23 protein-coding genes and 1 pseudogene are annotated in these 24050 nt (G+C 58.0%); 9 read left to right on the top strand and 15 right to left on the bottom strand.

What is annotated here, in order from left to right; genetic code table 11:
- Window positions 1–7: 7 nt before the first annotated feature.
- The 5 genes from HX875_RS18015 to HX875_RS17995 all read right to left on the bottom strand — a co-directional run bounded on the left by HX875_RS18015 (window position 8) and on the right by HX875_RS17995 (window position 6777).
- A complete protein-coding gene (locus tag HX875_RS18015; RefSeq protein ID WP_177044228.1) occupies window positions 8–1870 on the bottom strand; it encodes a DUF1302 domain-containing protein in 1863 nt (620 codons plus the stop codon).
- A gap of 179 nt (window positions 1871–2049) precedes the next feature.
- Window positions 2050–3951 carry an acyl-CoA synthetase gene (locus HX875_RS18010; protein ID WP_177044227.1) on the bottom strand — a complete coding sequence of 634 codons (1902 nt, stop codon included), beginning with the start codon at window positions 3949–3951 and terminating at the stop codon, window positions 2050–2052.
- Window positions 3951–4904 carry a fumarylacetoacetate hydrolase family protein gene (locus tag HX875_RS18005; protein WP_177044226.1) on the bottom strand — a complete coding sequence of 318 codons (954 nt, stop codon included), beginning with the start codon at window positions 4902–4904 and terminating at the stop codon, window positions 3951–3953. The genes HX875_RS18010 and HX875_RS18005 overlap by 1 nt, the downstream gene beginning before the upstream one ends.
- 86 nt (window positions 4905–4990) lie before the next feature.
- Complete coding sequence (locus HX875_RS18000; RefSeq protein WP_218171956.1) at window positions 4991–6079, bottom strand: VOC family protein; 1089 nt, start codon at window positions 6077–6079, stop codon at window positions 4991–4993.
- 83 nt (window positions 6080–6162) lie between these two features.
- Window positions 6163–6777, bottom strand: coding sequence for a TetR/AcrR family transcriptional regulator (locus HX875_RS17995; RefSeq protein WP_177044225.1), 615 nt, complete (start codon window positions 6775–6777; stop codon window positions 6163–6165).
- Between the two features lie 275 nt (window positions 6778–7052).
- Here HX875_RS17995 and HX875_RS17990 point away from each other — a divergent pair, with 275 nt between their 5' ends.
- Genes HX875_RS17990 through HX875_RS17980 form a run of 3 tightly spaced genes read left to right on the top strand, consistent with a single transcriptional unit; the run spans window position 7053 to window position 10636 of the window.
- A complete protein-coding gene (locus HX875_RS17990; RefSeq protein ID WP_177044224.1) occupies window positions 7053–8126 on the top strand; it encodes an amidohydrolase family protein in 1074 nt (357 codons plus the stop codon).
- A 55-nt stretch (window positions 8127–8181) separates the two neighbouring features.
- Window positions 8182–9390: an amidohydrolase family protein gene (locus HX875_RS17985; protein ID WP_177044223.1), complete on the top strand. Its 1209-nt coding sequence runs from the start codon at window positions 8182–8184 to the stop codon at window positions 9388–9390.
- A 1-nt stretch (window position 9391) separates the two neighbouring features.
- The gene (locus tag HX875_RS17980; protein ID WP_177044222.1) at window positions 9392–10636 is read left to right on the top strand and encodes an NADH:flavin oxidoreductase/NADH oxidase family protein; all 1245 of its coding nucleotides are present in this window, start codon (window positions 9392–9394) and stop codon (window positions 10634–10636) included.
- A gap of 10 nt (window positions 10637–10646) precedes the next feature.
- On the opposite strand, the gene HX875_RS17975 is transcribed toward HX875_RS17980, so the two are convergent.
- The 5 genes and pseudogenes from HX875_RS17975 to HX875_RS17955 form a co-directional block, all read right to left on the bottom strand.
- The gene (locus HX875_RS17975; protein WP_177044221.1) at window positions 10647–11306 is read right to left on the bottom strand and encodes a TetR/AcrR family transcriptional regulator; all 660 of its coding nucleotides are present in this window, start codon (window positions 11304–11306) and stop codon (window positions 10647–10649) included.
- Between the two features lie 80 nt (window positions 11307–11386).
- A complete protein-coding gene (locus HX875_RS17970; protein WP_177044220.1) occupies window positions 11387–12982 on the bottom strand; it encodes a bifunctional 3-(3-hydroxy-phenyl)propionate/3-hydroxycinnamic acid hydroxylase in 1596 nt (531 codons plus the stop codon).
- A gap of 200 nt (window positions 12983–13182) precedes the next feature.
- A pseudogene (locus HX875_RS33180) lies at window positions 13183–13455 on the bottom strand (integrase); the annotation flags it as partial.
- A 32-nt stretch (window positions 13456–13487) separates the two neighbouring features.
- Window positions 13488–13949 (bottom strand): hypothetical protein, encoded by a 462-nt coding sequence (locus HX875_RS17960; protein ID WP_177044219.1) that lies wholly within the window; start codon window positions 13947–13949, stop codon window positions 13488–13490.
- Window positions 13950–14092: 143 nt separating this feature from the next.
- Complete coding sequence (locus HX875_RS17955; protein ID WP_177044218.1) at window positions 14093–15082, bottom strand: NAD(P)H-dependent amine dehydrogenase family protein; 990 nt, start codon at window positions 15080–15082, stop codon at window positions 14093–14095.
- 350 nt (window positions 15083–15432) lie between these two features.
- On the opposite strand from HX875_RS17955, the gene HX875_RS17950 reads away from it, so the two are divergent.
- The 3 genes from HX875_RS17950 (at window position 15433) to HX875_RS17940 (ending at window position 17403) form a co-directional block, all read left to right on the top strand.
- Window positions 15433–15816: a VOC family protein gene (locus HX875_RS17950; RefSeq protein WP_177044217.1), complete on the top strand. Its 384-nt coding sequence runs from the start codon at window positions 15433–15435 to the stop codon at window positions 15814–15816.
- A gap of 258 nt (window positions 15817–16074) precedes the next feature.
- The gene (locus HX875_RS33175) at window positions 16075–16785 is read left to right on the top strand and encodes a CPBP family intramembrane glutamic endopeptidase (protein WP_177044216.1); all 711 of its coding nucleotides are present in this window, start codon (window positions 16075–16077) and stop codon (window positions 16783–16785) included.
- 51 nt (window positions 16786–16836) lie between these two features.
- Entirely contained in the window at window positions 16837–17403 is a 567-nt protein-coding gene (locus tag HX875_RS17940; RefSeq protein WP_177044215.1) for a hypothetical protein, read from the top strand.
- A gap of 1 nt (window position 17404) precedes the next feature.
- On the opposite strand, the gene HX875_RS17935 is transcribed toward HX875_RS17940, so the two are convergent.
- The 3 genes from HX875_RS17935 to HX875_RS17925 form a co-directional block, all read right to left on the bottom strand.
- The gene (locus HX875_RS17935; protein ID WP_177044214.1) at window positions 17405–17758 is read right to left on the bottom strand and encodes a hypothetical protein; all 354 of its coding nucleotides are present in this window, start codon (window positions 17756–17758) and stop codon (window positions 17405–17407) included.
- A gap of 125 nt (window positions 17759–17883) precedes the next feature.
- Entirely contained in the window at window positions 17884–18942 is a 1059-nt protein-coding gene (locus HX875_RS17930) for an NAD(P)/FAD-dependent oxidoreductase (RefSeq protein WP_177044213.1), read from the bottom strand.
- Between the two features lie 12 nt (window positions 18943–18954).
- Window positions 18955–19491 carry an AAA family ATPase gene (locus HX875_RS17925; RefSeq protein WP_177044212.1) on the bottom strand — a complete coding sequence of 179 codons (537 nt, stop codon included), beginning with the start codon at window positions 19489–19491 and terminating at the stop codon, window positions 18955–18957.
- A 118-nt stretch (window positions 19492–19609) separates the two neighbouring features.
- Here HX875_RS17925 and HX875_RS17920 point away from each other — a divergent pair, with 118 nt between their 5' ends.
- Window positions 19610–19978 carry a hypothetical protein gene (locus HX875_RS17920; RefSeq protein WP_177044211.1) on the top strand — a complete coding sequence of 123 codons (369 nt, stop codon included), beginning with the start codon at window positions 19610–19612 and terminating at the stop codon, window positions 19976–19978.
- A 16-nt stretch (window positions 19979–19994) separates the two neighbouring features.
- On the opposite strand, the gene HX875_RS17915 is transcribed toward HX875_RS17920, so the two are convergent.
- Window positions 19995–20876, bottom strand: a complete 882-nt coding sequence (locus HX875_RS17915) for a LysR family transcriptional regulator (RefSeq protein WP_177044210.1) — start codon at window positions 20874–20876, stop codon at window positions 19995–19997.
- A gap of 122 nt (window positions 20877–20998) precedes the next feature.
- Here HX875_RS17915 and HX875_RS17910 point away from each other — a divergent pair, with 122 nt between their 5' ends.
- Entirely contained in the window at window positions 20999–22129 is a 1131-nt protein-coding gene (locus HX875_RS17910; RefSeq protein ID WP_177044209.1) for an epoxide hydrolase family protein, read from the top strand.
- Here HX875_RS17910 and argC read toward each other — a convergent pair.
- Window positions 22113–23045, bottom strand: coding sequence for an N-acetyl-gamma-glutamyl-phosphate reductase (gene argC, locus HX875_RS17905; RefSeq protein ID WP_177044208.1), 933 nt, complete (start codon window positions 23043–23045; stop codon window positions 22113–22115). The two genes, HX875_RS17910 and argC, sit on opposite strands and share 17 nt — an antisense overlap.
- Before the next feature lie 112 nt (window positions 23046–23157).
- Here argC and HX875_RS17900 point away from each other — a divergent pair, with 112 nt between their 5' ends.
- Window positions 23158–24042 (top strand): LysR family transcriptional regulator, encoded by an 885-nt coding sequence (locus tag HX875_RS17900; RefSeq protein WP_177044207.1) that lies wholly within the window; start codon window positions 23158–23160, stop codon window positions 24040–24042.
- Window positions 24043–24050: the final 8 nt, after the last annotated feature.

The raw sequence follows: 24050 nt of genomic DNA, 5'->3' as shown, positions 1-24050 counted from the left end.
GCTCCACTTAAAAGGACACGCCAAAGCTCAGGGCGATGAAGTCGCGGTCGATGTTTACGTTGTAGGCGCCGCCGAAAAAGTCGGTATAGGACAGGCTTGCGGTGTAGGTATTCAGGTAATTGGCATCGATGCCCAGGCTCAGTGCCTTGGAGCCTTCGTTGAAGCCAGGCTCGGGGCCGTAGCCTTTCACGTCATGGGACCAGGCAATATTCGGGTGCAATTCAACGCCCGGAATCACCCCGTTGTAGTCCCAGATGGCGCGCACGCGATAACCCCAAGAGGTGCTGGTGGCGAAACCATCGTTGTTGCAGTTGGAAGGCGTCTGTACATTGGTGGTGTTGGTGCATAGGCTGTTGTTGGGATACAACTCCCCTTGACCGTAGGCAGTACTGCGGCCATAGCGCAGCCCGCCTTTGCCCTCCAGGCCACCGATATGAGTGAGCCCCACTTCACCGATCAGGGTCAGGCGTTCGGCATTCATGACCTGGTCGAAGAAGTGCGTGGCGGTGACCTGAGCCTGCGTGACTTCCTTGCGTCGATAGCCGGAGACGTCCTGGCCATTGGCCAATGGCGCCGCCCCGGATGACAGCACCGGCGTCAAGGCCGGTACGCCGATGCCGGCGCTGATCAAGTCCACGGGGCTGATCTGCAGCGGCATATTGGGCCGGTAGCTGATCTCGCCTGCCAGAGTGGTGCCACTGGGCAGACTGGTGCTGAAGCTCAGGCCGTACAGGCGGATGTCTTCCGGGTAATCGACATAATACTGCGAGGTGCCCAGGCGGTAGGCCTGAGCCAGGCTCTGGCCGGTGGGGCTGGCGAGGAAACCGCCACAGGCACCTGCCGGTACGCCGACGTTGCCACACAGTTGCGGGGCAAAGCCCAGGTCAGCGGCATGCGCACTGCTGATGGCGCTGACGTAGGGTTGGCGGCTGTGATAGTTGATGAAGTACCCGGCGAACTCACTGTTCAGTTCCGGTGCGAACCAGCGCAGTGCAGCGCCCCACTGGCCGCCGTCGCGAGCGTCACGGTCGCGACCGCGGGGAATCACGATACCTTCGTTGGAGAGTTGCACGCCAAACGGCGAAAGGGCCGCCCTGGCCGCCGGATTCTGGTCGAGTATCGGCCCCACCGGCAGCCCATTGCAGCCATCGGCGATCACGTCGGTCTGCGAGAAGAAAGTGCCACAGTTATCGATCGCGGTTTTTTGCCATTCCAACTGGTAGAAACCCTCCGCCGATAGGTTGTCGGTGAGATTCTGCGACAGGTAGAACATGTTGACCGGAATCAACCCCTCCTTGATCTCCGAGCCGGGTCGGCGAAAAGAGGTCACGTCCACCGGATTGATGGTGTTGATGCCGCCCTGGATAAAAGTGCTTTCGCCCCAGCTCACCACTTGCTTGCCAAGACGCACGGTGCCGGGCAAGTCTCGGATCAGGTAGTTGTGGTAAATGAAGGCGTCGAGAATCTCGGCGCCGGAAGCTTTCGCACCTTCCTGGCGACCGTGATCATCGATGTCCTTGAACCGCTGATGTTCATCCTTGAGCGCAAAGTCATACCAGTACTTGCCGCGTACAAATACGCCACTGTCCCCGTATTTGAGTTCAAGGTCGTGGACGCCTTTGAATACCCGGCTAAAGGCGTCGCCTTTCTTGAAGTTGAGCCGGCCGTCGTCGGCGCTGTGGCTGCTGAGCAGTTCCTGCTTCGGGTTCTCCAGGGACCAACTGGAGCCTACCGAGAGGCTGGAGTCGAACTGTCCGTGGATCTCGCCGATATCGAAGTTGATTGCCGATGCGGGCGCACTGGCCAATGCGGCCAGGCCGAAAGCGAGGGGCAGGCGAGCCTGTTGCCATGGGGGTTGTTTACGAGTCATTGCGTTCACTACCTCTTGTTGTTTTTGTTGTGCGTTACGCGTCCCTGCACGGTTTTCGAGGCGCAGCAGGTCTCGCAGACCATGGCAAATGCCATAGCCGGTTCTCGGAGCTCAGTTGGTGATGCTCAATGTTCAGGTTGCGGGTGGCAGTGATTGCCTCCTCAACTCAGCAGGCAGTGCTAGCCGAGCCATTCAATTTGGAAGCTGTAGCGCCCGAGCAGGGGCACGAGTTGCTCACGATGGGCGCCAGCGCCAATGTGGGCGACCAGCCCGCGACGCGGGTCTTGCAACACGTTTACGCTGATATCCTGCGCGCCCGCGTTGGCTGCCTCCAGGCGTACGACGTTGGCGATTTCCAGTTGCTGCAGGGCCGGCTTGAAGATCTTGCCTACCGGTGTCATCGGCAAGGCGTCGAGGATCTCGATGCGCTTGGGCACGGCTGAGCGTTCGGAAATGGCCTGGCTGGCAAATGCGAGTAATGTCGACGCTGCGCAGCTGTGCCCTGGCTTGAGCTGGACATACGCCACAGGCACTTCACCAGCGTGGGCATCGGGACAGCCGATGGCGGCCACCAGCGCGACGGCCGGATGCGCCTGCAACGCTTCTTCGATCTGTTTGGGGTCGATGTTATGGCCGCCGCGAATAATCAGCTCCTTCTTGCGCCCGGTGAGCCAAAAATAACCATCGGCATCCTGGCGTCCCAAGTCGCCGGTGTTCAGCCAGCGATGGCCGTCAATATCGATCCACAGGCCTTGATTGTGCTCGGATTGCAGGTAGCCAATAAATACGTTGGGGCCGTGAATACCTATCACCCCGACCTCGTCGATCATCGCATCGCGCAGGTAACTGCCGTGTTCATCCAGAATCACCGCACGCATTTCCTGATAAGGCAGACGCAGGCCAATGGAACCGATTTTGCGTTCGCCCCCCGCGGGGTTGCATGACGAAACGCAGGCACCTTCAGTGAGGCCGTACCCTTCGAGAATAGGAACGCCGATTTGCGCTTCGAAGTCCTTGAACAGCTCTATCGGCATGGGTGCAGCACCACAAAGAGCGCTTTGGAGACTGCTAAGGTCGTGCTCTTTTATCGATTGTTGCAGCAGCGCGGAATATACGGTGGGCACACCAGAGAAAAAATTGATCTTGAAGTGCTCAACCATCGCCCAGAAATTCTGGATGACCCCGGCCCCGCGGTACCCCTGAGGAGTGCCGATCACCACTTGGTCGCCCTTGGTCCACGGCATCAGGCCGGTGACTAATTGGCCGTTCACATGGAATAACGGCAAGCCGCAGAAAATCACCAGGCCGGGTTCCCGAGGCTCCATGTTGCGAGCCATGGCCCACGCATTGAAAACTTCGGAGCCATGGCTGCGCATGGCAATCTTCGGCAACCCCGTGGTGCCGCCTGTGCAGAAGTATGAAGACGGATCTTCGGCGCGAATATGCCTGGCGCTGTTCAGGTACTGATGACGCTGTTTCTTCATCAGGTCCCTCAGGTCGGCAATTGCCAGATGCCGGTAGCGTGCTTTTTCCCGTTTGGCCATCCAGCGCAATGCCAACCCTTTAAACGTGCTGACATAGGGCGCCATGCTCACCCAGATCACGTGCTTGACGCTAGGTAACTGGTCCAGTTGCGTAGCTAGCCGTGGCCACAGATCGCTACCAGGCGTCGGTGCCAGGGTGACCACGACTTTGGCGTTGGCCGCCCGCAGCAGGTCGGCCATCTGAGGCGCCTCCAACAACGGATTGACCGCCATGACGATGCCTGTCGCCTCGCCGCCCCAGATGGTGAAATGGGTTTCCGGCAAATTCGGCAAAATAAACGCGATGACGTCGTCAGCGCCCAGGCCGAGTTCGTGGAACGCGTTAGCAGCGCGGGTGATGTCGATCAGCAGCTCGGAGTAGGTCCAGTCGTGGGTCTTGCGAAAATTCTGCCCGTCGAGAAAAAAGCGTAGGGCGGGCGTATTCGGGCGCTCTTTTGCACAATTTGCCAAGGCATCATAGGTGCTCGCCGACAGTCCCTGACGACTGAGCGGGGTGCGTTCCAGCGCCTGAATATCGGCCAGGTTTGTGATCGCCATCAGGCTTGCTCCACCACAAGATTACGCTGGGTGCCAAGATCGATCTTGCCATCGGCGCTGCGAATACTGGCTTCGACAAGATCGCCGGCTTTGAGGTACTGCGTGCGGCTCTCCTGTGTTTTCAGAAAGATCTTCCACTTCACCGCATCCGGCAGCAAGGCGCCGATTCGTTGCTTCGCGGGGGAGGGCACGGTAAGCGCGCAGCCGGCTGGCGTGCCGGTGGCGATCAGGTCGCCGGAGTTGAAATCCTGTACACCGGACAGCTCGGTCAAGGTTTCTGCCGGGCCGTACACCAGGTTGGCGGTGCTATCGTTTTGTCGGACCTGCCCATTGACCGTCAGCCGCAGTTGCAGGTTCTTCAAGTAGTGCATGTCGGGCGCTTCGAGCAGGCACAGGTAAGGGCCGACAGGGCCGAAGGTGCGATAGCTTTTACCCTTGTAGAACTGCATTTGCGGAATCTGGATATCGCGAGCCGAATAGTCATTGACCACCACCAGGCCGGCGACGAAGTCGTGCAGGTTGTGGTCGGTGACAGTCACCTTGCCCGTGATGGCGCGTTTGAGCACCAGACCCAACTCGATTTCATAATCGAGGAAGCGTACATGGGAGGGTTTGATCAGCTCACTGTCGGCGGCCACTATGCAACTGGTGGCTTTGGTGAAGATCATGTTGAAGTGCTTGGCGTCAGGGTCCATGCCCGACTCGATCATGTGCTGACGGTAGTTGGCGCCCTGGCAGACGAACTGTTGGTCACGGGTGACGGGCGAAAGCAACTTGACCGCAGACAGGGGGAGATCACCGTCATTCATCCGGGCCAGCTCGGTGACGCTGGTGTTATTGATGAATTCGCCGGTGCTGGCATAGTCACCGGGAATCACGGTGATTCTGCCGGCGTTTATCACGCCCCATTGCGTACGATTCTGATGTTCGAAGTGGACTACATGCACTGCCATGACAGGAGCTCCCGAGGACTCGATCGGCTGATGCTGCGTGGCATCAGGTTGTTGTTGTACTGCATTTGCGAGCGTTGCCGGCAGGCTCAGCCGAACAGCCGCGCCAAGGTCACCAACTTGCGAAAAGTCAGGTCCGGGCTGTGTCTGAGGTTGTGGATCAAGGCTCGGATGGCGCGCACGCTGAGCTTGGGTTTGGTGAAGCTCCTGGGCATGCGCTCCCCCCACTGCGCCATGGCCTGCGCACTGACGCTATGCAGTTCGGTGGGCTGATCTTGGGTGAATAGATCGCCATCGCAGTAGTGTTCATGCTTGTCGCCCCAAGGATCCTGCCAGTAGTCGAAGATCTGACTGCCGAGAATATGCCGACCTATGCCCCAGGCATGAACCCATCCACGCTCGCGCAAGACGCGCTGACCCATGCCCACTGCGTCCGCATCTACTACCTCAAAAGCACTGTGGCTGTAGGTGGGCATGAAGCCTTGCGCCAGGGCCAGGGTGTGATGGTCTGCCGGGACGTCACCCAGGTCCAGGCGCATGAACGTTACGGCGGGTGAACCGTCAGGCAGTACTTGTACATCGCTAGGGATCAATCCGAAATGCTCGGTGTACCAAGCGCAGGTTGCCTGGTAGTCCGCTACTTCCAGAACTACATGCCCAAGCTTGAGGATCTCCGGAGCGCTGGCTGGCGTACGTTGGGTGGCATTGATGCGCGGGATTTGCTCTGCCAGATTGAGGGGCAAAGGCGCGCGATGCTGCAACGGTTTGACCGCCGCTTGTCCGTAGATAGCTTCCACCACGAACCCCGACGGATCGCGCAAGCGCACCCGCTCGCCACCGCCCGGTTGTAATTGGTTTTCAACTGCTGACGCGCCCGGCAAACGCGCAAGCTTGAGAAGATCTTCGCGTGTAGCGACGGTGAGTGCGAAGCCGACGAAGCGTGCCTCGTCTGCCTTCTCGATGCGGTAGCAATAGGCTGAACTGTCGGTGCCGCGCAGATACAGCGCATCGGTAGCACGATGGCAAACGGTGAGCCCGAAGTCGCGCAGAAACTGTTCCGCCTTGGCCAGGTCCGGACGCTGAAAAATCAGATAGGCAAGCCGCTGGGCTTTGACCGTAGGGTTCGGGTGGCGAGCCGGCTGCGGTGTCGCCAGGGTCAGGATTTGGCATTTGCTCATTATTATTCTCCAACACTTTTTTCAGGCAAAAGCTGCCCGTCACCCCGAAAACCGGGGTTGGGCTACCAGTATTCAGTCGTGAATCAGTCGGAAGGCGGCAGCGGCGGCAACTCCACAGTGGCTAGCACACGAGCGTCGTCAATGCTCACTCCCAACGCCCGCAGTATCAGCTCGGCGGTATCGGTGCCGGCTTCACGCCAGGTCTTCAAGCCTTCCAAGACCAAAAACATCGAGCCCAGTACGCTGCTGGCGATAAACGAAATCACCGTGACCATTTGCTCCTGGCGGAACTGGTAGCGACCGAGACTCAACCCATGGATGAGGTCCGGTACGGCCTGGCTAGAGAACATCTCCCGCAGGGCCAGGTTGCTCAGCGCAAAGCGACTCATAAACGCGCCCCAGTGCGGTTCTTCGTGGGTGCGGCGGATAAACAGACGAATACCATTGGCCAAGCGCTGTGCAGGGTCTCCAACACTGTCGATGCTCTTTTTTACGCGCTGGTGCATGTCCGCGCTGAGCTGACTGGCTACCTGTTCAAACAGTTTGTCCATCGTCTCGACGTTGTTGTAAATGGTGCCGCGGGCCACGCCCGCTTCTTGGGCAAGGTCGCTGATGTTGACCTGGCTGACGCCTTTCTCGGCAAACAAGCGCAAAGCGGCCTGATGGATGCGTCGCTGCACCGGGTTCATTGAATCCACAAATGTTCTCCACCATTCGAATCTGACCTGATTGAACGCCACTGTTCAATTTTCGTCAATCAAGTATTTTCAGATTTAAGATATTTTTTTAGAGAAATTCTCTAGAACCCCATATGTATAGGGGGTTATCGGTATTTCCTATTTTTTTTGAGGAGCCATTAGCGTTGAACGCAGTTGACTGAGGTGAACGCTAGTGTTCAATATTGATCGAAGGTGTGTTTTTGTCGTGGGCTTCCACGGCCAGGTCGCGACTGTTCTCGCCAGGAATAACAACAATGACCCTCAAGCAAGGCCTTATTGACGTCCATCACCACATCGTTCCACCTGTATTCCGCGACGCAATTTACGAGCGGGGCATGGAGCGCCATGCGGGTGCACTCTTACCAAAATGGACGCCAGAGCAGTCGATTGATGTGATGGACATGAATGGCATTCAACGTGCCATTACCTCCATCTCCACGCCCGGCGTGCACTTGGGCGACGGTGTGGCGCAGGCACGGCAACTGGCGCGAGATTGCAACGAATACGCGGCGAAGATGCGTGATGATTTCCCGGGCCGTTTTGGCAACTTCGCGGTACTACCCATGCCGTTTACCGAAACGGCTTGTAGCGAAGCCATCTATGCCTTGGACGTGCTGAAGGCCGAGGGAATCGTGCTGTTTGGCAGCACCGATGGGGTATTTCTGGGCGACCCGCGTTTTGACGAACTGATGAACGAATTGGATCGTCGTGGCACAGTGGTGTTCGTTCACCCAAACCTGCACAAAAGCAGTGAACAGTTGGGCTTCAAGACTCCTGGCTTTTTGATCGAATTTCTCTGCGACACCACTCGCGCTGCCGTCAATCTGATCCTGACCGGGACGATGGAGAAATACCCACGCATACGCTGGATCCTTGCCCACGGCGGTGGTTTTCTTCCCTATGTGGCGTGGCGTGTTTCCCTGGCCAATGCGATGCCGCAATTCCAGCAGCTGGCGCCTCAAGGAATTCTCACTTACATCCGGCGTTTTTATTTCGACACAGCTCTCTCTCCCTCGCGCTATTCGATGGCAGCGCTCAAGGAGTTAGTTGACTCGGATCACATCCTTTTCGGCAGTGATTTTCCGTTCGCCCCGGCTCCCGCTACGAGCCTGCAATGTCAAACCCTAGAGCAAAACACTCTGTGGTCCAGCGATGAGCACTACGGGATCAATCGTGGCTACGCGCTACGTTTGTTTCCTCAATACCAGCAGCCGGGCGAGGTCGTGCAGCCAGCGCCGATCTATGAAGGCGAGTCTTTTTCCGGCCGCATGAAACGCAGCCTGACGAAGCCGCTTGGCGCACTAGCTGAACGTATGCGTAATCGTTAACACGACGCTCCTATTCAGTAACCCACTCTAATAACAAGATAAACACGGAGGTGTTATGAATCGCCGAGAATTTGTCGCCCGTACGAGCCTGCTGGCTGGGGCGACGGTGTTGGGCGCAGGCGTCGTCGGGGGCTCCTTGCCAAGGACTGTTGCGGCGCAGTCAGAAGTGCAAAGTGAGCCCGCTGCCACCAAGGAAGAGCTCAAGCCCGAATGCATTGATGTGCATCACAACATTCTGCCACCTGTATTTGTCGACGCCCTGCAGCGTCGAGGGCTGGGCGCTCTGACGGGCATGGCGCTGCCAAGCTGGTCTGTGCAACAGTCAGCGGCACTCATGGACGCACAAGGCATCCAGACAGCGATCACCTCATTACCAGCGCCTGGTGTTTGTTTTGGCGAGGGTCGGGCCGCAGCCGATCTGGCGCGTAGCTGCAATGAGTTTGCCGCCGAGATGGCGGTCACATATCCAGGCCGCTTCGGCTCCTTCGCTGTGCTGCCGTTGCCAGCAACCGATCTTGCCTGCGCCGAGGCCATTTATGCCCTGGACACTTTGCAGGCTGATGGCGTGCTGTTGATGGGCAGCAGTAATGGTGTGTTTCTAGGTGACCCGCAATTCGAAGAGTTGATGAGCGAGTTAAATCAACGCCAGGCCACAGTTTTTTTACAGGCTAATCTGCACCCCAGCAGCGCGCAATTAGGGCTGGGTACGCCACCATACGCATTGGAGATGGTCTGTGACATCACGCGCGCGGCGATCAATCTGATCTTCACTGGAACGATGGAGCGGTACCCACGCATTCGGTGGATTCTGGCGGATGGCGGCGGCTTTCTACCTTATGCGGCATGGCGTATCTCCCTGGCCAATGCCTTGCCGGAATTCGCTGATGACGTTCCTCTCGGGGTGATGACCTATTTGCGGCGCTTTTACTTCGATACAGCCGTGTCTACTTCACCTGCGTCCATGGCGGTGATCAAGGAACTAGTGGAGCCTGCTCAGGTGGTTTTCGGCAGTGGTTATCCGATCGCACCAGCCGCGTCAGTCGGCGCCGAAATCCAAACGCTACGCCAATCTCCTCTCTGGGGGGCAAAAGAACTCCGGGGTATCACCCGCGGTCATGCGTTGTCGCTATTTCCCCACTATGCGGAGAAAGGCGAGTGGCTGACTCTGGCGCCTGTGCATGAATCCGAATCGTCGCTGCAATGGTTGGGGCGCACGTTGAAAAAACCCCTTGGCGCCTTGGCGCAACATTTGAAGGATCAGTGATATGTCGGGATTGCCCCTGTTTCAGCCATTGTTGTTGCCCAATGGCACACGCATCGTAAACCGCCTTGCAAAAGCCGCTATGGAGGAGAATTTGGCAGATGAAAATCACGCCCCTGGTCCTGAATTGCTTCGCTTGTATCAGACATGGGCAGACGGAGGGGCTGGGCTCATCATTACTGGTAATGTAATGCCCGACTGCCGTGCTCTGACCGGTCCGGCAGGGGTCATTCTGGAGAATGATCGTTATCTTGAGCAGTTTAAGAACTGGGCCGTCGTATGCCGTAGCCAAGGCGCTCAGGCTTGGTTACAGATCAATCATCCCGGCCGGCAACTGATGGCCAATCTCGGCCAGGAGGCGGTGGCACCTTCAGCCATTGCGGTGAACATTCCCGGTGTGGCCAAGCTGTTCGCTCAGCCTCGGTCACTGAGCGAGGTTGAAATTCATGGCTTGATTAATCGTTATGCACGAACAGCTGTTCTGGCCGAGCGCGCCGGTTTTACGGGCGTACAGATTCATGCTGCGCACGGTTATCTATTCAGCCAGTTTCTTTCCCCACTGACCAATAAGCGGACTGACAAATGGGGCGGTAGCTTGGAAAACCGCGCGCGGATTCTCATTCGTACCATAGAGGCTGTTCGGGCGCGTGTGGCACCGCAGTTTTGCGTGTCAGTGAAACTCAATTCAGCAGACTTTCAGCGCGGTGGTTTTGAGGAGGGGGACGCGATTGAGGTCGTTAAACGGCTCAATGAACTGCCCGTGGATTTGGTCGAGATTTCTGGCGGCAGCTATGAAAGTCCTGCTATGCAAGGCCACACACGCGACGGCCAAACACTCGCTCGAGAGGCGTACTTTTTGGAGTTCGCTGAACGCATTGGTCGCGTGGCACGTATGCCTGTAATGGTCACAGGTGGGATCCGCCGTAGGGAAATTGCTGAAATAGTTATCAACAGCCCCTCTGTGGCAATGGTAGGAATGGCCACCGCTTTGGCATTTGAACCCAATTTGCCAAGTCAATGGTTGACCGGGGACGGCGCACAGATAAAGTCGGTACAGATATCTTGGAAGAATAAGGCCTTTGTTGCCGTTGCCATCACGGCGATCATCAAGAAGCAGCTCAGTTTGCTTAGTCTGGGCAAAGCCACCAAACCTGGCATCTCGCCGCTAATGACGCTGATTACCAGTCAGCTTAAAACCAAGCGCCAAGCTCGGCGCTATCGTAAATGGGTAGCTGAACAAGGCATTTAGAGTGGACCGGTTATTCGTTAGGTTGCGGCAACGGAAGGCTGGCGAGCTTTTTAGCCTTCACCGGGCTCGCACCCAAGCCTTTAAGCACCATCTCGGCGACTTTCTCATCATGTTGTTCAACCGTGCGACCCTCAACCGCACTGCGCATGCCGGCTGTTGCACAGGCTATAACCAGGTCCAGCGCGATGCTTTCATCGATAAACGACAGATGCCCCTGCTCTGCGCCGGTGCGAAGGTCCGCCTGGACGTGCATGGCGAGCGTTGACCGCAGCCCCTTGTCAAAATGTACGATTCGCACCAGTGCGCTGGCCCAGTTCGGGTCGGCAATCGCGCGAAGGATAAATAGACGCACACCAATTGCAATGCGCTGGGCACCGTTCTCAACTCCTGCACTTAACCCGGAAATACTCTCAGAAAACTCGCTGGCCATGGCGATACCCACGGCCTCCACTACCTCCTCGCGGGTGCGAAAGTAGTTGTAGATGGTGCCGGTAGAGACCTCTGCCTCTTCTGCCAGCTCCAACAAACCCGTTTCAAATACATCCTTACGGGCGAACAGCCGCAGCGCGGCATCCAATAAGCCCTGACGCGTGCGTTGTTTTTTTTTGTGGCCGCGGGTCAGAGGTTCCAGAGTGTGAGTGGCCTGTTCTGTGTCGGTTTTTACGCTCATGGAAATGCCTGATGATGTAAGACGCGGCGGGATGAAAGACAAAGATAGTAATCAAATTACCGTCAATATCGCTGATCTATTCAATTATCCAGCAAGGCCATGCATGCATTTGCCAGCTCATTTGCATGATCGGCGCCACCGCTGTGCATCACAATGCGGTCAGGTCGAACGATCAGTAACGTATTTTTCGGCAGACATTTGAGCAGTTCACCACTCAGGTCTTCGACCCAATGGGTGCCTGGATTACCCCGTTGGCCTCGCTGGACGATCTGCAAATACCCACCACCATGGGCCTGCCATCGCTCCTGGGTTGCAGTTTCCAGCAGTTGGCGAGGGTCGTTACCAAACCCTATAAGGGTCATTTGATCTCCCAGCACATCGTCACTCAAGACGATGCCATGAACAGGATCCCGCACCAGACATTGGTTCAGTAGGCCGCCAACAGGGAGGGACTTCGTTTTGCGTTGTGTGCTGAACAAGCCTTTCTTGAAGCGATTCTTCGGCTTGATGTCCAGCTCTTCAAACAGCCGGCGGGCGGGCGGGAACAGGGTCAGCGATTTCATCAGTCCGTGGATCAGCAAGGCAACGACGGCATTGCGCGGCATCACTGCGCGGCCCATCAGTTTGGCCAGGTCGATCATTTCTTTAGCGTGGGGGCGGCGTTCCTGGTCGTAGCTGCCGAGTATCCTGGGTGCGGCGCGGCCATCGAGTACCCAGGCCAGCTTCCAGCCTAAGTTGCATGCATCCCGAAGACCGGCAACCAGTCCCTGTCCGACGAAGGGTGGCGTAATGTGCGCCGCGTCGCCGATCAAAAATACCCGTCCCTTCTGAAAACTGTCGCAGCAACGTGCGTGGAAGCGATACACCGCCGTGCGCTCGATACTTAAGTCGGCAGCTTTTACCCACGGAGCCAGCAGTTGCGTAATGCGATGCGGCTGCTCCATTTCCTCTCGCGTTTCACCGGGATGCAGCATGAACTCCCAACGTTCCCGGCCACCGGGGGCCGGCATATGGGGGGTAGGCCGGCGGTGATCACACAGGAACTCAACATGGTCGATTGCCTGCCCCTGGCGTCCATTGGCATCCACGATCAGCCAGTCTTCAGCATAGGTCTGGCCAGTGAAGTCCTGGCCAATCAACGTACGCACCCGCGACCCTGCGCCGTCCGCGCCAATCAGGTATTTGGCATTGACGGTAAACGTCATGCCATCTTCGTCCAGCAGAAAAGCCTCCACGTGATCGCCATGTTGCTGAACATCCTGCAACTCGTAACCCGTGCACGTGGTGATGCAAGGATATTGCAGCAACCGGCTGCGCAGGGCGTTCTCCAGATCGGGTTGGTAAAAAGTTACCAGCTTGGGGTGGCCATCGATGCAGCCGCTGGTATTGGCGCGACTGAATTGGCCTACCAGTGGGCAGTGCATTTTGACTTCTGGGATGACCAGTTTGTCGAACGCATCCTCGGGCAGGCCGATCAACTGCAACATACGCAAGGCTTCGTTATCCAGGGCAATGGCACGTGGCATGCGCAGTATCTCGTGCTGCTTATCGATCACCACGGCGTTTACGTGGTAGCGACCGAGCAGGGCTGCCAATGCCGCGCCGACTGGGCCAAAGCCGACGATCAGTACATCAACCGAAAGGGGCAGCGGGGTACTTTTATTATTGTTTTCCATGGGAGTCCCGGTTGGTTTCAGCGTCGAGGTGCGATCTGCCGCTTTGGCTTGTCGCTATTTATGAGACATTATTCAATATTGCAAAAAATATCAATATTGAAAACAACTCCATAAATCCGAAATATTGGTAGCTCTCCGGTGGGTAGGTTCAAAACGCGTAAGGTTAGCGACGGTCTGACTTCGATCGTCGCCATGGATGGTCAGACCTCAGTTTGTTCCGCCATCTCCAGCTTCGTATCGCCGAGCAGCAGTTGAACCGCCTTTAGGGTCTTCGTCCTGCGATAGATGAGCGATGCCTTCGTACGTGTCATTGTGTGAGTGCCATACAAGGCTGGATCAAGGCCAACGGCTTTCACACAGTTTTTGACGATACGCGCGTATTGACGCGTGGATAGAGGGTGGTAGCGGCGATGTTCATGACAAGTCCTCGACGTTTTGAATGACAAGGATGGCCAATCAGAGCAACGGTCGCGAACCGACCAGAAGCGGACATGCTGAAAGGCCGTTACGGTGCTGGCAATCCTAGTCGACGTGCTTCCTCGCTCACATTCATCTTTTTTACGCCCTTGAGCGTGGGCTGATGGCCGAGCAGGTGAGTGGCAGGTGCCAGGCTGTCATTCGAAGGCACGAGTAATGCCTGCAAGCTCTCTGCATCGATAACGCCCCAGTTGGATAAATCGAAACAACCGCTGCCGCTGCATACCGCTTGGTAGACGATTCGTGGGGCACCGCTTGCGTCTGTGTCACACGAACCTCCAATGAAATCGACGTTGCTGTACCGTAGGAGCGTCGAACGCGGACCTCGTTCTACGCGCAGCATGACATCAGCGCCTTCAGTCGATCGTAATGGCAGGGTCGTGTCGACGCTCATAGTGACTGTGGCTTCACCGCACTGGAAAACCTGTTCGGCCAGAACCGATTGAGAAGCCATTGTGAGCAGGAGGGAACAGGCGACTTTCCGTAGCATGCTGGTAGCTCATAAAACAAAAAAAGGATGCTAGCAGACCTGTCTGCTAACCGGATGAAATCCAAACACTTGCAGGTTTTTAACGTCTGCTGCTGGCCGATTTCTGCCTTTCACATCGGCCAGCCTGAAATCCGCCATGACGCTCAGACCAGGGACGGTTTCAGTGGCCCAAGCTCGGAGATCAACCTTATTCCAGGCTGAGCAGCCATTACATCGGGAATCCGGTTCACCATGCATGCCGCCGAGGTGTGCACGCCATCGGCGCGGTCGATTCGGATTTTGGAGGGTGGCCTGCCATCAACCGCCCAGGTCATGTTTTCGGACTCGCCTTCGGCCAGCAGACGCAGTTCAATATGCGCGCTTGCCGTAGGCCCTTCTACGGTTTCGACAGATACGATGATCCGCAGGCCGAGCGAGGTGCCCGGTTCCAAAAATCTGTTGAGGGTACGACACCACACGGGTTGATCGGAAAGTACCGGCTCTCGCAGCTCGGTCACGTTTTTGATGGTAAAGCCCAGCGCGTGCATCACGTGCGTCGGTATGCCTTTATACAGCTCTCCTAACTGACCGGGCACCTGGGTTACTTTTTCCAAAAACTCGGATTGCGTCATGTCAACGCCATAGGCGCGCATCATACGTTCGTTCGCAAGCTCTGCGTTCGTCAAGCTGCGATGGGTCAGCGAGTGCAGCTCGGTACACGGCCCCGCAATCAGTAAACCCGCCCAGATGCGGGAGAAGTCCCAGATACCCGTCCCGGTGAACGTAACAGCGTTGCTCTTGGCCAAGGCATCTATCTTTTCGGCCAGTTTCGGATGGGCGCCTTGTGGAAAGTAGGACTCCGAGCCGTGGCAGATGACATTGATGCCGGCGCCCAAGAGGCGTTGATAAGCCGCAAAGTTGAGGCTCAACCTCTCGGTTTGCACGACAAGCGCGATGTCCGCTTCCATGGCCGCGTAGTCGGCGGTTTCACAGTCCTGTACGACGACTCCCAAGTCTTCGTCCAGCCCGGCGAGCCGCCCCAGATCCTTGCCGATCTTGGGGCCTGCCCGGTTCACCGCCGCAACGATTGGCCAGCCTTTTTTTACGAGAATGCGCACGGCCTCCATGCCGTAGTATCCGACCCCGTAGATCATGACCCTGGGCCTGGGATGTACAGGGGCTTTTGTGGCAGTGTCGTGAAAGACGCTCATGGAAATGCCTTTGGCGGATGGACCCGGACGAGAAAGCTAGCATTCTCTTTGCGAGCCCGTCGATTAAAAAGAGACAAGCAGAAAGCGACTTCGCCGCACAAAAAAATGAACAAATGGTGGCGTCAATTTTTCTCGACACTGCGGTACGCATTTGCAAATCAAGTTGGCGTTGATGTGATGGGCAATGGCAACGCCAGGCGGGTCCGGTGAGCTTGCTGAGCGGCTGACGATGCTGACAGAAACTGACACTGCTCAGCGTTAAAGTGAGTCTTTCCCTCTCAACAGGTCAGCCCATGAACTTTGCATCCGTACGCCTCGTCACTCAGCGCTTCAAATGCGTTGTCGATTTCTATCAAACGCTCTGCGCTGTTGAACCAAGGCACCTCGCTGAAGGATTCGCCGAAATTCACCTCGACGGCATCGTGCTGGCAATCAGCGACGAACGTTTGGTCCGGCTTTATAACAATGGGCTTGCCTGCGCGGCGGCAAACCGCTCAGCGATCCTGGAGTTCGAGGTCGACGACGTCGAGGCGGCGCTGGTGCTCGCGGACAAGGCAAACGCCGAGGTCGTGATGCCGATCACACTGATGCCTTGGGGCAATACCTCGGCGCTGTTGCGCGACCCGGATGGCACGCTGGTGAACATTTTTTCCCGAGCCAAGCGTGAGTTACCGTGAAAGCTAACCGCAATCAGGATGAAAATCGTCTGATCCTCGGATACAGCATCCCACTGTTCTAATAATAAAAACCTGTAGTGACCGTTTAAGACCCCGCTCGACTAGAGCCCTGAAGTTGGCTGGGCAGGGGCAGTGCGTTGGCCAACTGCATACGACGTTGAAGCTAGCTCGCCTGTGACGCTCAGATAAATAGATCGGTCCTCGTGGCGCTCGTTCGTTAATATGCCCGCCATACCAATCGGGTAAAGGAAGTTTGGCGTGAAGTACGAAGCGCTTTCAGGGCCGTCTGCGGCTTGCATGGACACTTACTCTTGGCGGCGTCGCATCTTGATGGCCTGCCTGGCGATAGGTTTGTATCTCGCGATTCAACTTGCGCTGGTGCTGGTTGTCGGCACAGGAAACTTGACCAGGCTCACGCAGCTAATCGACGGCGGTTTCTCTGCAATGGTGCTGCTGATGTTGGCGGTGATCGAGCGCAGGCACTCAGGCGGATTTCGCGCGGTTATTGGGCGCGACCTGAGCAGGACATTCAAGCTGTGTTTGCCATGGATACTGGGGGTTTACCTGGTCTGTACCAGTTTCGATATCGGGCTGGGATACGGGTCTGAGGCCTACACAATGGCCTTCCGTGGCAGTCTTCCTGCTGCTCAAAAGGTGCTCCTTCTCTCAATGGGGCTCCTGATTATTCCGATTTTTGAAGAGCTCTTGTACCGGCACTTCCTGATTCGCCTCTTCCCCCTGGACCATCGCCTTTGGCAGTGGGTGGCGATACTGGCCACCACCACGTTGTACGTGGCCATGCACATGCCGTTTAGCGGTTGGACAGAGTGCCTGCTGATCGGCACGCTCTCAGTCATCCTGGCGTATGCCCGGGTACGCAGCGCCGGCATTCTGGTCCCGGTGCTATTGCACATGTTCGCGGGCGCTGTGAATCTTTCGAGGGGGCTCGTGGCCACTCTCTGGCTGTGAGCCTGCGCTGCTTTTGACTCACCCCCGGAACTAAAAAATAGTAGGCAGGGAATGGAATATCCTTCATTTGAAAACAAACCAGAGAAAAGAGCCATTTTGGTCGCGGTGTGTTTGGTTTTTGGGGCCTGGATTCTTTATATGCTCTGGGCCGTTCGTATTGGAACACGAACAGTTTTAATGTCGTCGGTTCCTGAGTGGACGACCTATACACTCGTCGGCTGTTTGATTGGACTCATTTTTGCCGGAAGGGCGATCTACTATCGTCCTGCTGGAAGAAGCTTGAAGCGTGTTGCAGATTCTTTTGTTGGTGGCTTTTGCCTTGGTCTTGGTTTGTCTTTAAATATTTATAATGTCTGTACTTACCTGTTGCCTGGCGAGCTTGTTCATTATGAGTCAGCTTATGAGCTGAATATTCCGGGGCGTTCCTTTGGCAAATCTGGCCGTTGTGAGGCGGGTCTGGGATTTAAGGATCTAAAAACTGAGCGCTGGATTGAGCTTTGTACCACTAAGTCAGAGCTCGACGATCGAAGAAAGAAAGGTATGAATGCCGTTTGGGTGACGGCTCATTCAAACGCGATAGGCTCTTATATTCTGGGGTATGAATTTATTTATAAATGAATCAGGTTGTCAGATCACCTTCCTGACTGCGCTTCACACCCACCAATTCATCCTCCATCGCCCCATCGAAGAAACCACAGGTATAGGAGGCGCTACCGTCAGGCGCAATCCAGACATCAAACACCTTGGCGGGGCAGTCACTTCCAACCGCTTTGGTCGCTATCGCTTCCACGGCGCCAATATCTGCGATCAAGGCGGGCAACAGGGCATCCGCGTTCTGCAGATACGCGGAATAATTGGCCCGGCTTGGTACACGAATGCAAACACGCAGGCTTATACCGTTCCCGGGAACCAGCGCTTCAACAAATTCCTTGTCCCAGAATTCGCCAATGATGGCGTGTATGAGAGGTTCCATTACGCGTTCGCCACCGTTCTGATGTTTGGGAAGGGTTGATTCAGACAGACAATCATAGTGCTCCTTCTACGCAACTATTCCGTGAAACGAAGCGTCTCCAGGGGGCCGCCAGCGCAAACAGGATTCTACGCTTGAAAAAAACGGTCAGGACGGCATGGACCAAGAGCCGGGTCGTCCCTGCCATCAATGATCTCCTCACTCGCAAGACGTCCCACTATCGCGGCCAACGCGACCCCGGGATGCATCACGCAAACGTAGGCACCGTCGACGTTCGGCAGATAGCCGATGATGGGGATGCCGTCTGCGGGAATGGGCCTGAGGCCGACACAGGCCAACTCCGGCTCAATGGAAACAACTCCGTGGAGCTCGTTGCGGATGGCTTTGGCCGTTCGTAAGGCGATCGCCATGGGATGGTTTTCCACGGCGTCGTCCAGGTAGTCCTCTGCCGCCAGCAACGTACCATCCACCGCTTGCCGCACTTCCATTTCAGCATTGGAAATGAGGGTGCGCACCAGGCAGGGTTGCGTGGTGTAGCGAATGAAAATGGCCGGTGAGGCTTGTATGGGAAGGGCCACGCCAAGCATGTCTGTCAGCTTCGATGTACCTGTGCCGGCTGCCAGCACGACAATGTCGGCATCGATGACACCCGATGCCGTTTCGACACCCGTCACCCTGGTATTCAGAGTCTTGAAGCCGAGAACCGGCGTCTGTGTGAGTATCTTCGCGCCCAGCGCCCGGGCACCGGCGATCAACGTATGGGTTACGTGCACCGCATCCAGCGCACCTTCTTCGGCGGCATACAACGCCTGCTCTGGAGGATTTTCAAGGTTTGGCTCAAGGTCGAGAATCTGCGTTCGCGACACCTGCTTCGCCGAAGCCTGCCGCCTCTCACCAGCGTTCGTGTTGTAAGACAGGGCGCCTGTCCAGCGTATGTTCAGCCCCGGCAGTTGCGTTTCAAGGCGGTGGTATTCACTGATGGCCGCACCACGTAATGCTGCGATGGGATCAGGCCCGCTGTGTGAAGCGTTGATCCAGGCAAATGAGGTTGCGGTCACCCCCCACGCAATGCCTCCAGCCTCGACCACGGTTACCTGTGTGCCTTTGACGGCCAGGTGATACGCCAGCGACGCGCCGACGATGCCTGCACCAATGACGACGACGCGCGTTTCCAGGCCCTCTCTCATATCAAGCTCCATCTATTCAAGGCCGCCTTCAGGCGCTGCGGGCAAACTGCCAAGAAACTCCTCAATCTCCCGACCATCGCGCAAGTGCACCACTGGAACCTGCGGCCCTACGGCCAGCCGCACCGCCTCGATACGCGGGCGGGAGCCGCGATCAAACGTCCACACGTACTTCAGAAAGGTCAGGAATTCGCGGTCGAGTTTTTCGGTGCAGCCTGCGGGTAAGTCCGGGCGAGGGCGGTTCAGTGCACTGCGCACTAGCACCCGGGTAAAGCAGGTGAGCCGTGGCGTATCGAGCCAGATGATCAGGTCGGCACGGGGCAGGCGCAGGTCGAAGGTGCGCCGGGCGTAGTTGCCTTCGCACACCCAGGCATCAGGGGCGACTGCGTCGCGCACCCGCGTGCGGAACTGTTCGGCGTCGGGTTCGACCCAGCCGGGGGACCAGAACAGGCTGTCCAGGTGCACCACGGGCAGGCCAAGGCGTTCGCCAATTGCGCGGGCGAGGGTGGATTTTCCGCTGCCGGCATTGCCGAGAATTACGATGCGTTGCATGAGGACATCCTGTCGCGGAAAAGCCAGCAATTGTGCAGGTTTTAAATGACCGGTTAAAGCGTTATGAGGTAGGTTTACCGCCCCGGAATGGACCCTGTCGATCAAGGAAGCGCTTTATATGCAAACCCCCTTTTCCCAAATCAGCGAACGCTTGAACAATCGCCGGTTTATCGTTGCCGGCAACACCCACGGCTTGTCCGGGACAGGCACGGTGTTTCATTACCATGTCGACGCCAACGCCATCTGGGGCACTTACCAGGGCGGGCGGATTCGCATGGGCAATCAAGTCGGGCGCGCCACCGGCCCCGATACCATCGAGTTGCTGTATCAGTGCCTGACCACGGAGGGCGAGATTCTTGCCGGCTGGTCCCGGGGCACGGTAGGCGTGGATGACGCCGGGCGCACCACCCTGGCGTTTGTGTGGGGCTGGTTGTCGGGCGCGGAGGGCGGCGGCGAGTCCAGCTACGTAGAGCTCGCAGTAGAGTAGCCATACGATTTTGCGGTTACTGGAACCGCTCAACCAGGTAATCGACAAAGCACCGGACCCGCGCCGGTGTATGTGTGCCGCCGAGGAACACGGCATGAATCTCTTCCCCGTCGCCGGGGTTGAAGGCCTCCAGCAGTGGCACCAGTCGGCCTGCCTTGATCGCGTCTTCCACGGTCTCGGCGCAGACCCGCGCGATGCCGATGCCTTCGGCCGCCAACTGGCCCTGGGTGTCGCCGTTATTGGTTTCCACGTGGCCTTTGATCGTCAGTGAATAGTCATGGCCATCCTTGCGAAACGGCCAGGTGGGCGCGGCGCGTTTGAAGTTGAAACCGATGCAGTCGTGATCCAGCAGGTCTTCCGGCACCTGCGGCGTGCCGCGCCGCGCGAGGTAGCCGGGGGAGGCGATGATGACCTTGTGGGTGGCGCCAAGCCGGCGGGAGGTCAGGGCGCTGTCGGGCAACGGGCCCAATCGCACGGCGACATCGGCCTGGCCGGCGGCGATGTCGACCACGGTGTCGGTGAGGTCGATGTCTACCAGGATGTCCGGATAGCGTTGGATGAACTCGGCCAGCAGCGGTATCACGAACGTCCTGCCATACAGCAGCGAACTGCTGACCCGCAGGCGCCCGCGGGGTGAGTTCTGATCGGTGATCTGCTGTTCGGTTTCCCGCAGGTCGGCAAGGATTCGTCGGGCGCACGACAGGTAGGCGGCGCCCTCCGGAGTCACGGTCAGCGAGCGTGTGGTGCGCAGCAGCAGGCGCACACCAAGCCTTGCTTCCATCCGGTCCAGCACCCGTGCAATGGAGGAGGGCGCAAGGTTCAAGCGACGGGCCGCCGCCGAGAAACTCTGGGTCTCGGCCACGAGGGTAAAGATTTCCAGTTCGTCCGTTATATCCACGGGAAACTCACTTATGCGTTTTTCGCAAAGGCCTTGAGCGGCGCAATGGGGTTCACATCGGGTTTTATCGCGATCAGTATTGCGTAAAGCAACGTAATACGGAAACTCACCAGGAGAATCCCATGATCTTGCCCTACACCATCAACATCCCCGACGAACGTCTTGCCGCCATCCGCGACAAAGTCGCTGCATACGACTGGACCCAACTCCCCGACCTGGGCGGGTGGAAGGCGGGCGTTGGCATCAGCGACCTCAAGCGTCTGGTCACTTACTGGCTGGAATCCTACGACTGGCGTGAGGTGGAAAAACACCTTAACCAGTTGCCCAACTTCATCACCGAGATCGAGGGCGAGCACCTGCATTTCGTCCGTGTGCGGGGCGACGGTTCCAAGCCGCCGGTCCTGCTGCTCCACGGCTGGCCAGGTTCGTACCTTGAGTTTGAAGCGCTGCTTGAACCGCTGGCCGCGGATGGACACGATGTGATCGTGCCGTCGCTCCCGGGGTTTGCGTTCTCCAAGCCGATCACCGGGGTGATTGGCCCGCGTCGGGCTGCCGAGTTGATGCACGGGCTGATGGCCCGGTTGTTCGGGCGAACCCGCTTCATCGTCCAAGGCGGCGACTGGGGTTCCGGCATCGCCGGCTGGATGGCCCACGATCGGCCCGAGGCGTTGCTTGGGATTCACCTGAACATGGCTGACCTGATTGCCCAAGGCACGGTCGCAACCACGGCCGAAGAGAAGGCGTTCGTCGCCCGGCGCGACGTGCTGATCGACTGGGAAACCGGCTACAACCACCTGCAGGAAACCCGCCCGCAGACCCTGGCCGTTGCGCTGGCAGACAGCCCGGTAGGCGCCGCCGGCTGGATCCTGGAAAAAATCGGCACCTGGGCCGACCTGCCCAAGACTGCCGACGGCAACCCGGACCTCTGGCATACCTTTACCGAAGCGCAATTGCTCACCAACATCATGCTGTATCTCGCACCGTCTGCCATGGTCACCGCGACGTGGATGTATCACGGCAAACGCCTTGAGGGTTCGTCGATATTCCCGCCCGGCACCCACATCCAGGTGCCGACCGGATTCGCCGCGTTTCGCGACCCGGTGTTCGTGCCGCCACCGCGCTCATTTGCCGAGAAGACCTTCAACATCGTGCACTGGAGCGAGATGCCCGCCGGCGGTCACTTCGCGGCCTGGGAGCAGCCGCAGTTGATGCTGGCGGACTTGAGGGCCTTCATCGCTACTGTTTCGGCTTGAGCATCAGGTCCAGGTTTTGCACGGCGGCACCGGCGGCGCCCTTGCCGAGGTTGTCGAATATCGCCGCCAGCAACACCTGGCCCGTCTCGTGGTTCTCACGCACGATCAAGCGCAAGTCATCCGTGTCGTTCAGGGCTTGGGGATCAAGGTACGTCAGCTCGTTGGCGGCCTGCATCGACAGCACCTGTACGTGATGGGTGTCGCGGTAGTGCCGGGTCAAACAGTCGTGCAACTGCAACCCATCCACGCCCGGTGCCAGCAGTCTCAGTTGCAGTGGGATGGTCAGTACGATCCCCTGGCGAAAAGCACCGTAGGCCGGCACAAACACGGGCCGCTGCGTCAGCCCGCTTTGCAACTGAATCTCCGGGACATGCTTGTGTTCCAGCCCCAGGCCGTAGACCAGGAAGGCCGGTGCCTGCGAGGCGTCGGCGCCCTCATGTTCCTGCACCCCGGCGCGGCCCTTGCCGGAATAGCCTGAGACGGCATGGATGGTCGTCGGGTAGTCCCGAGGCAGCAGCCCGGCCTCAAGCAACGGCCGCAACAGCCCAATCGCACCGGTGGGATAGCAACCGGGGTTGCTGACCCGCTGCGCCGTGGCGATGCGTTGAGCCTGTTGCGGGTTCATCTCGGCAAACCCATAGGTCCAGTCGGAATGGGTACGGTGCGCCGAACTGGCGTCGATCACTCGCACGGCCGGATTCTTGATGCTGGCGACAGCGTCCCGCGCAGCCTCATCGGGCAAACACAGAATGGCGATGTCACAGGCGTTGATCATCTCGGCGCGCTGTTGCGGGTCCTTGCGGTGTTCGGGGCTGAGGGTGATCAGTTGCAGGTCGGTACGGCCGCGCAGGCGTTGATGGATCTGCAAGCCGGTGGTGCCTTGGTCGCCGTCGATAAATACAAGAGGACTTGCCATGGGATGCTCTCGGAAAGGAAATCAGGTGTCCCCATCTTCGGTGAGCGGTTAGGATAGGAAAAGTTGAATTTACAAACGATGGAATTCAGGTTTTCTGAACGAGGAGTCGCCCATGCGGGAAATCAGCCTGGATCGTTTGCGCACCCTGGTGGCGATTGCCGACCTGGGTTCCTTTGCCGAGGCGGCCCGTATGCTGAATCTCGCGCCGCCCACCGTCAGCTTGCACATTGCCGACCTGGAAGCCCGAGTGGGCGGGCAGTTGTTGTCACGCACCCGTGGGCGCGTGCAGCCTTCGGCGATTGGTGAAACCCTGGTGGAGCGCGCACGCCGATTGCTGGCGGATGCGGAACAGGCACTGGAGGATGTGGAACGTCAGGTCCAGGGCCTCGCCGGGCGTGTGCGACTGGGAGCTTCCACCGGGGCCATCGCGCAGTTGCTCCCCCAAGCCCTGGAGACCTTGAGCCAACACCATCCCGCCATCGATGTGCAGGTCGCGGTGCTCACCTCCCAGGACACTTTGAAGAAGCTCGCCGAGGGTGCTTTGGAAATCGGCCTGGTGGCGCTGCCGCAGGCGCCGGTCAAAGGGTTGCGCATCGAGCCCTGGCGGCGCGACCCGGTCATGGCTTTTTTGCCGGCGCGCCGGGAATGCCCGGAGGTGGTCACACCTGCCTGGCTGGCTGCCCAGCCCTTGATTTTGAATGACACCACCACCCGGCTTTCGCGCCTGACCTCGGAGTGGTTTGCCAATGACGGCTACCAGCCCACGCCGCGCATTCAACTGAACTACAACGACGCGATCAAAAGCCTGGTGGCCGCCGGTTATGGCGCAACGTTGCTGCCTCATGAAGCGTCCACACCGTTGACCGACAGCCGAATTGTGATGCGGCCATTGCAACCGTTGTTGTGGCGCCAGTTGGGTATCGCGCATCGTGCCGGAGACGTCGAACGGCCGACGCAGCACGTGCTGGATGTGTTGTGGGGGCTGAGCGCGGGGTAGGGTGACGG

Source organism: Pseudomonas yamanorum, from assembly GCF_013386765.1.
Classification (GTDB): Bacteria; Pseudomonadota; Gammaproteobacteria; order Pseudomonadales; family Pseudomonadaceae; genus Aquipseudomonas; species Aquipseudomonas yamanorum_A.
Note: the sequence above shows the minus strand (reverse complement) of the source record. Positions and strands in the feature narration are given on the sequence as shown.

Coding starts and splice junctions, on each gene's coding strand:
- HX875_RS17950 (WP_177044217.1), top strand. CDS start 15,433: ATGAACTTTGCATCCGTACGCCTCGTCACTCAGCGCTTCAAATGCGTT.
- HX875_RS17955 (WP_177044218.1), bottom strand. CDS start 15,082: ATGATCTACGGGGTCGGATACTACGGCATGGAGGCCGTGCGCATTCTC.
- HX875_RS17985 (WP_177044223.1), top strand. CDS start 8,182: ATGAATCGCCGAGAATTTGTCGCCCGTACGAGCCTGCTGGCTGGGGCG.
- HX875_RS18010 (WP_177044227.1), bottom strand. CDS start 3,951: ATGGCGATCACAAACCTGGCCGATATTCAGGCGCTGGAACGCACCCCG.
- HX875_RS17960 (WP_177044219.1), bottom strand. CDS start 13,949: ATGCTACGGAAAGTCGCCTGTTCCCTCCTGCTCACAATGGCTTCTCAA.
- HX875_RS18015 (WP_177044228.1), bottom strand. CDS start 1,870: ATGACTCGTAAACAACCCCCATGGCAACAGGCTCGCCTGCCCCTCGCT.
- HX875_RS17900 (WP_177044207.1), top strand. CDS start 23,158: ATGCGGGAAATCAGCCTGGATCGTTTGCGCACCCTGGTGGCGATTGCC.
- HX875_RS18000 (WP_218171956.1), bottom strand. CDS start 6,079: ATGAGCAAATGCCAAATCCTGACCCTGGCGACACCGCAGCCGGCTCGC.
- HX875_RS17980 (WP_177044222.1), top strand. CDS start 9,392: ATGTCGGGATTGCCCCTGTTTCAGCCATTGTTGTTGCCCAATGGCACA.
- HX875_RS17970 (WP_177044220.1), bottom strand. CDS start 12,982: ATGGAAAACAATAATAAAAGTACCCCGCTGCCCCTTTCGGTTGATGTA.
- HX875_RS17990 (WP_177044224.1), top strand. CDS start 7,053: ATGACCCTCAAGCAAGGCCTTATTGACGTCCATCACCACATCGTTCCA.
- HX875_RS17930 (WP_177044213.1), bottom strand. CDS start 18,942: ATGAGAGAGGGCCTGGAAACGCGCGTCGTCGTCATTGGTGCAGGCATC.
- HX875_RS17975 (WP_177044221.1), bottom strand. CDS start 11,306: ATGAGCGTAAAAACCGACACAGAACAGGCCACTCACACTCTGGAACCT.
- HX875_RS17910 (WP_177044209.1), top strand. CDS start 20,999: ATGATCTTGCCCTACACCATCAACATCCCCGACGAACGTCTTGCCGCC.
- HX875_RS17935 (WP_177044214.1), bottom strand. CDS start 17,758: ATGGAACCTCTCATACACGCCATCATTGGCGAATTCTGGGACAAGGAA.
- argC (WP_177044208.1), bottom strand. CDS start 23,045: ATGGCAAGTCCTCTTGTATTTATCGACGGCGACCAAGGCACCACCGGC.
- HX875_RS17925 (WP_177044212.1), bottom strand. CDS start 19,491: ATGCAACGCATCGTAATTCTCGGCAATGCCGGCAGCGGAAAATCCACC.
- HX875_RS17920 (WP_177044211.1), top strand. CDS start 19,610: ATGCAAACCCCCTTTTCCCAAATCAGCGAACGCTTGAACAATCGCCGG.
- HX875_RS18005 (WP_177044226.1), bottom strand. CDS start 4,904: ATGGCAGTGCATGTAGTCCACTTCGAACATCAGAATCGTACGCAATGG.
- HX875_RS17940 (WP_177044215.1), top strand. CDS start 16,837: ATGGAATATCCTTCATTTGAAAACAAACCAGAGAAAAGAGCCATTTTG.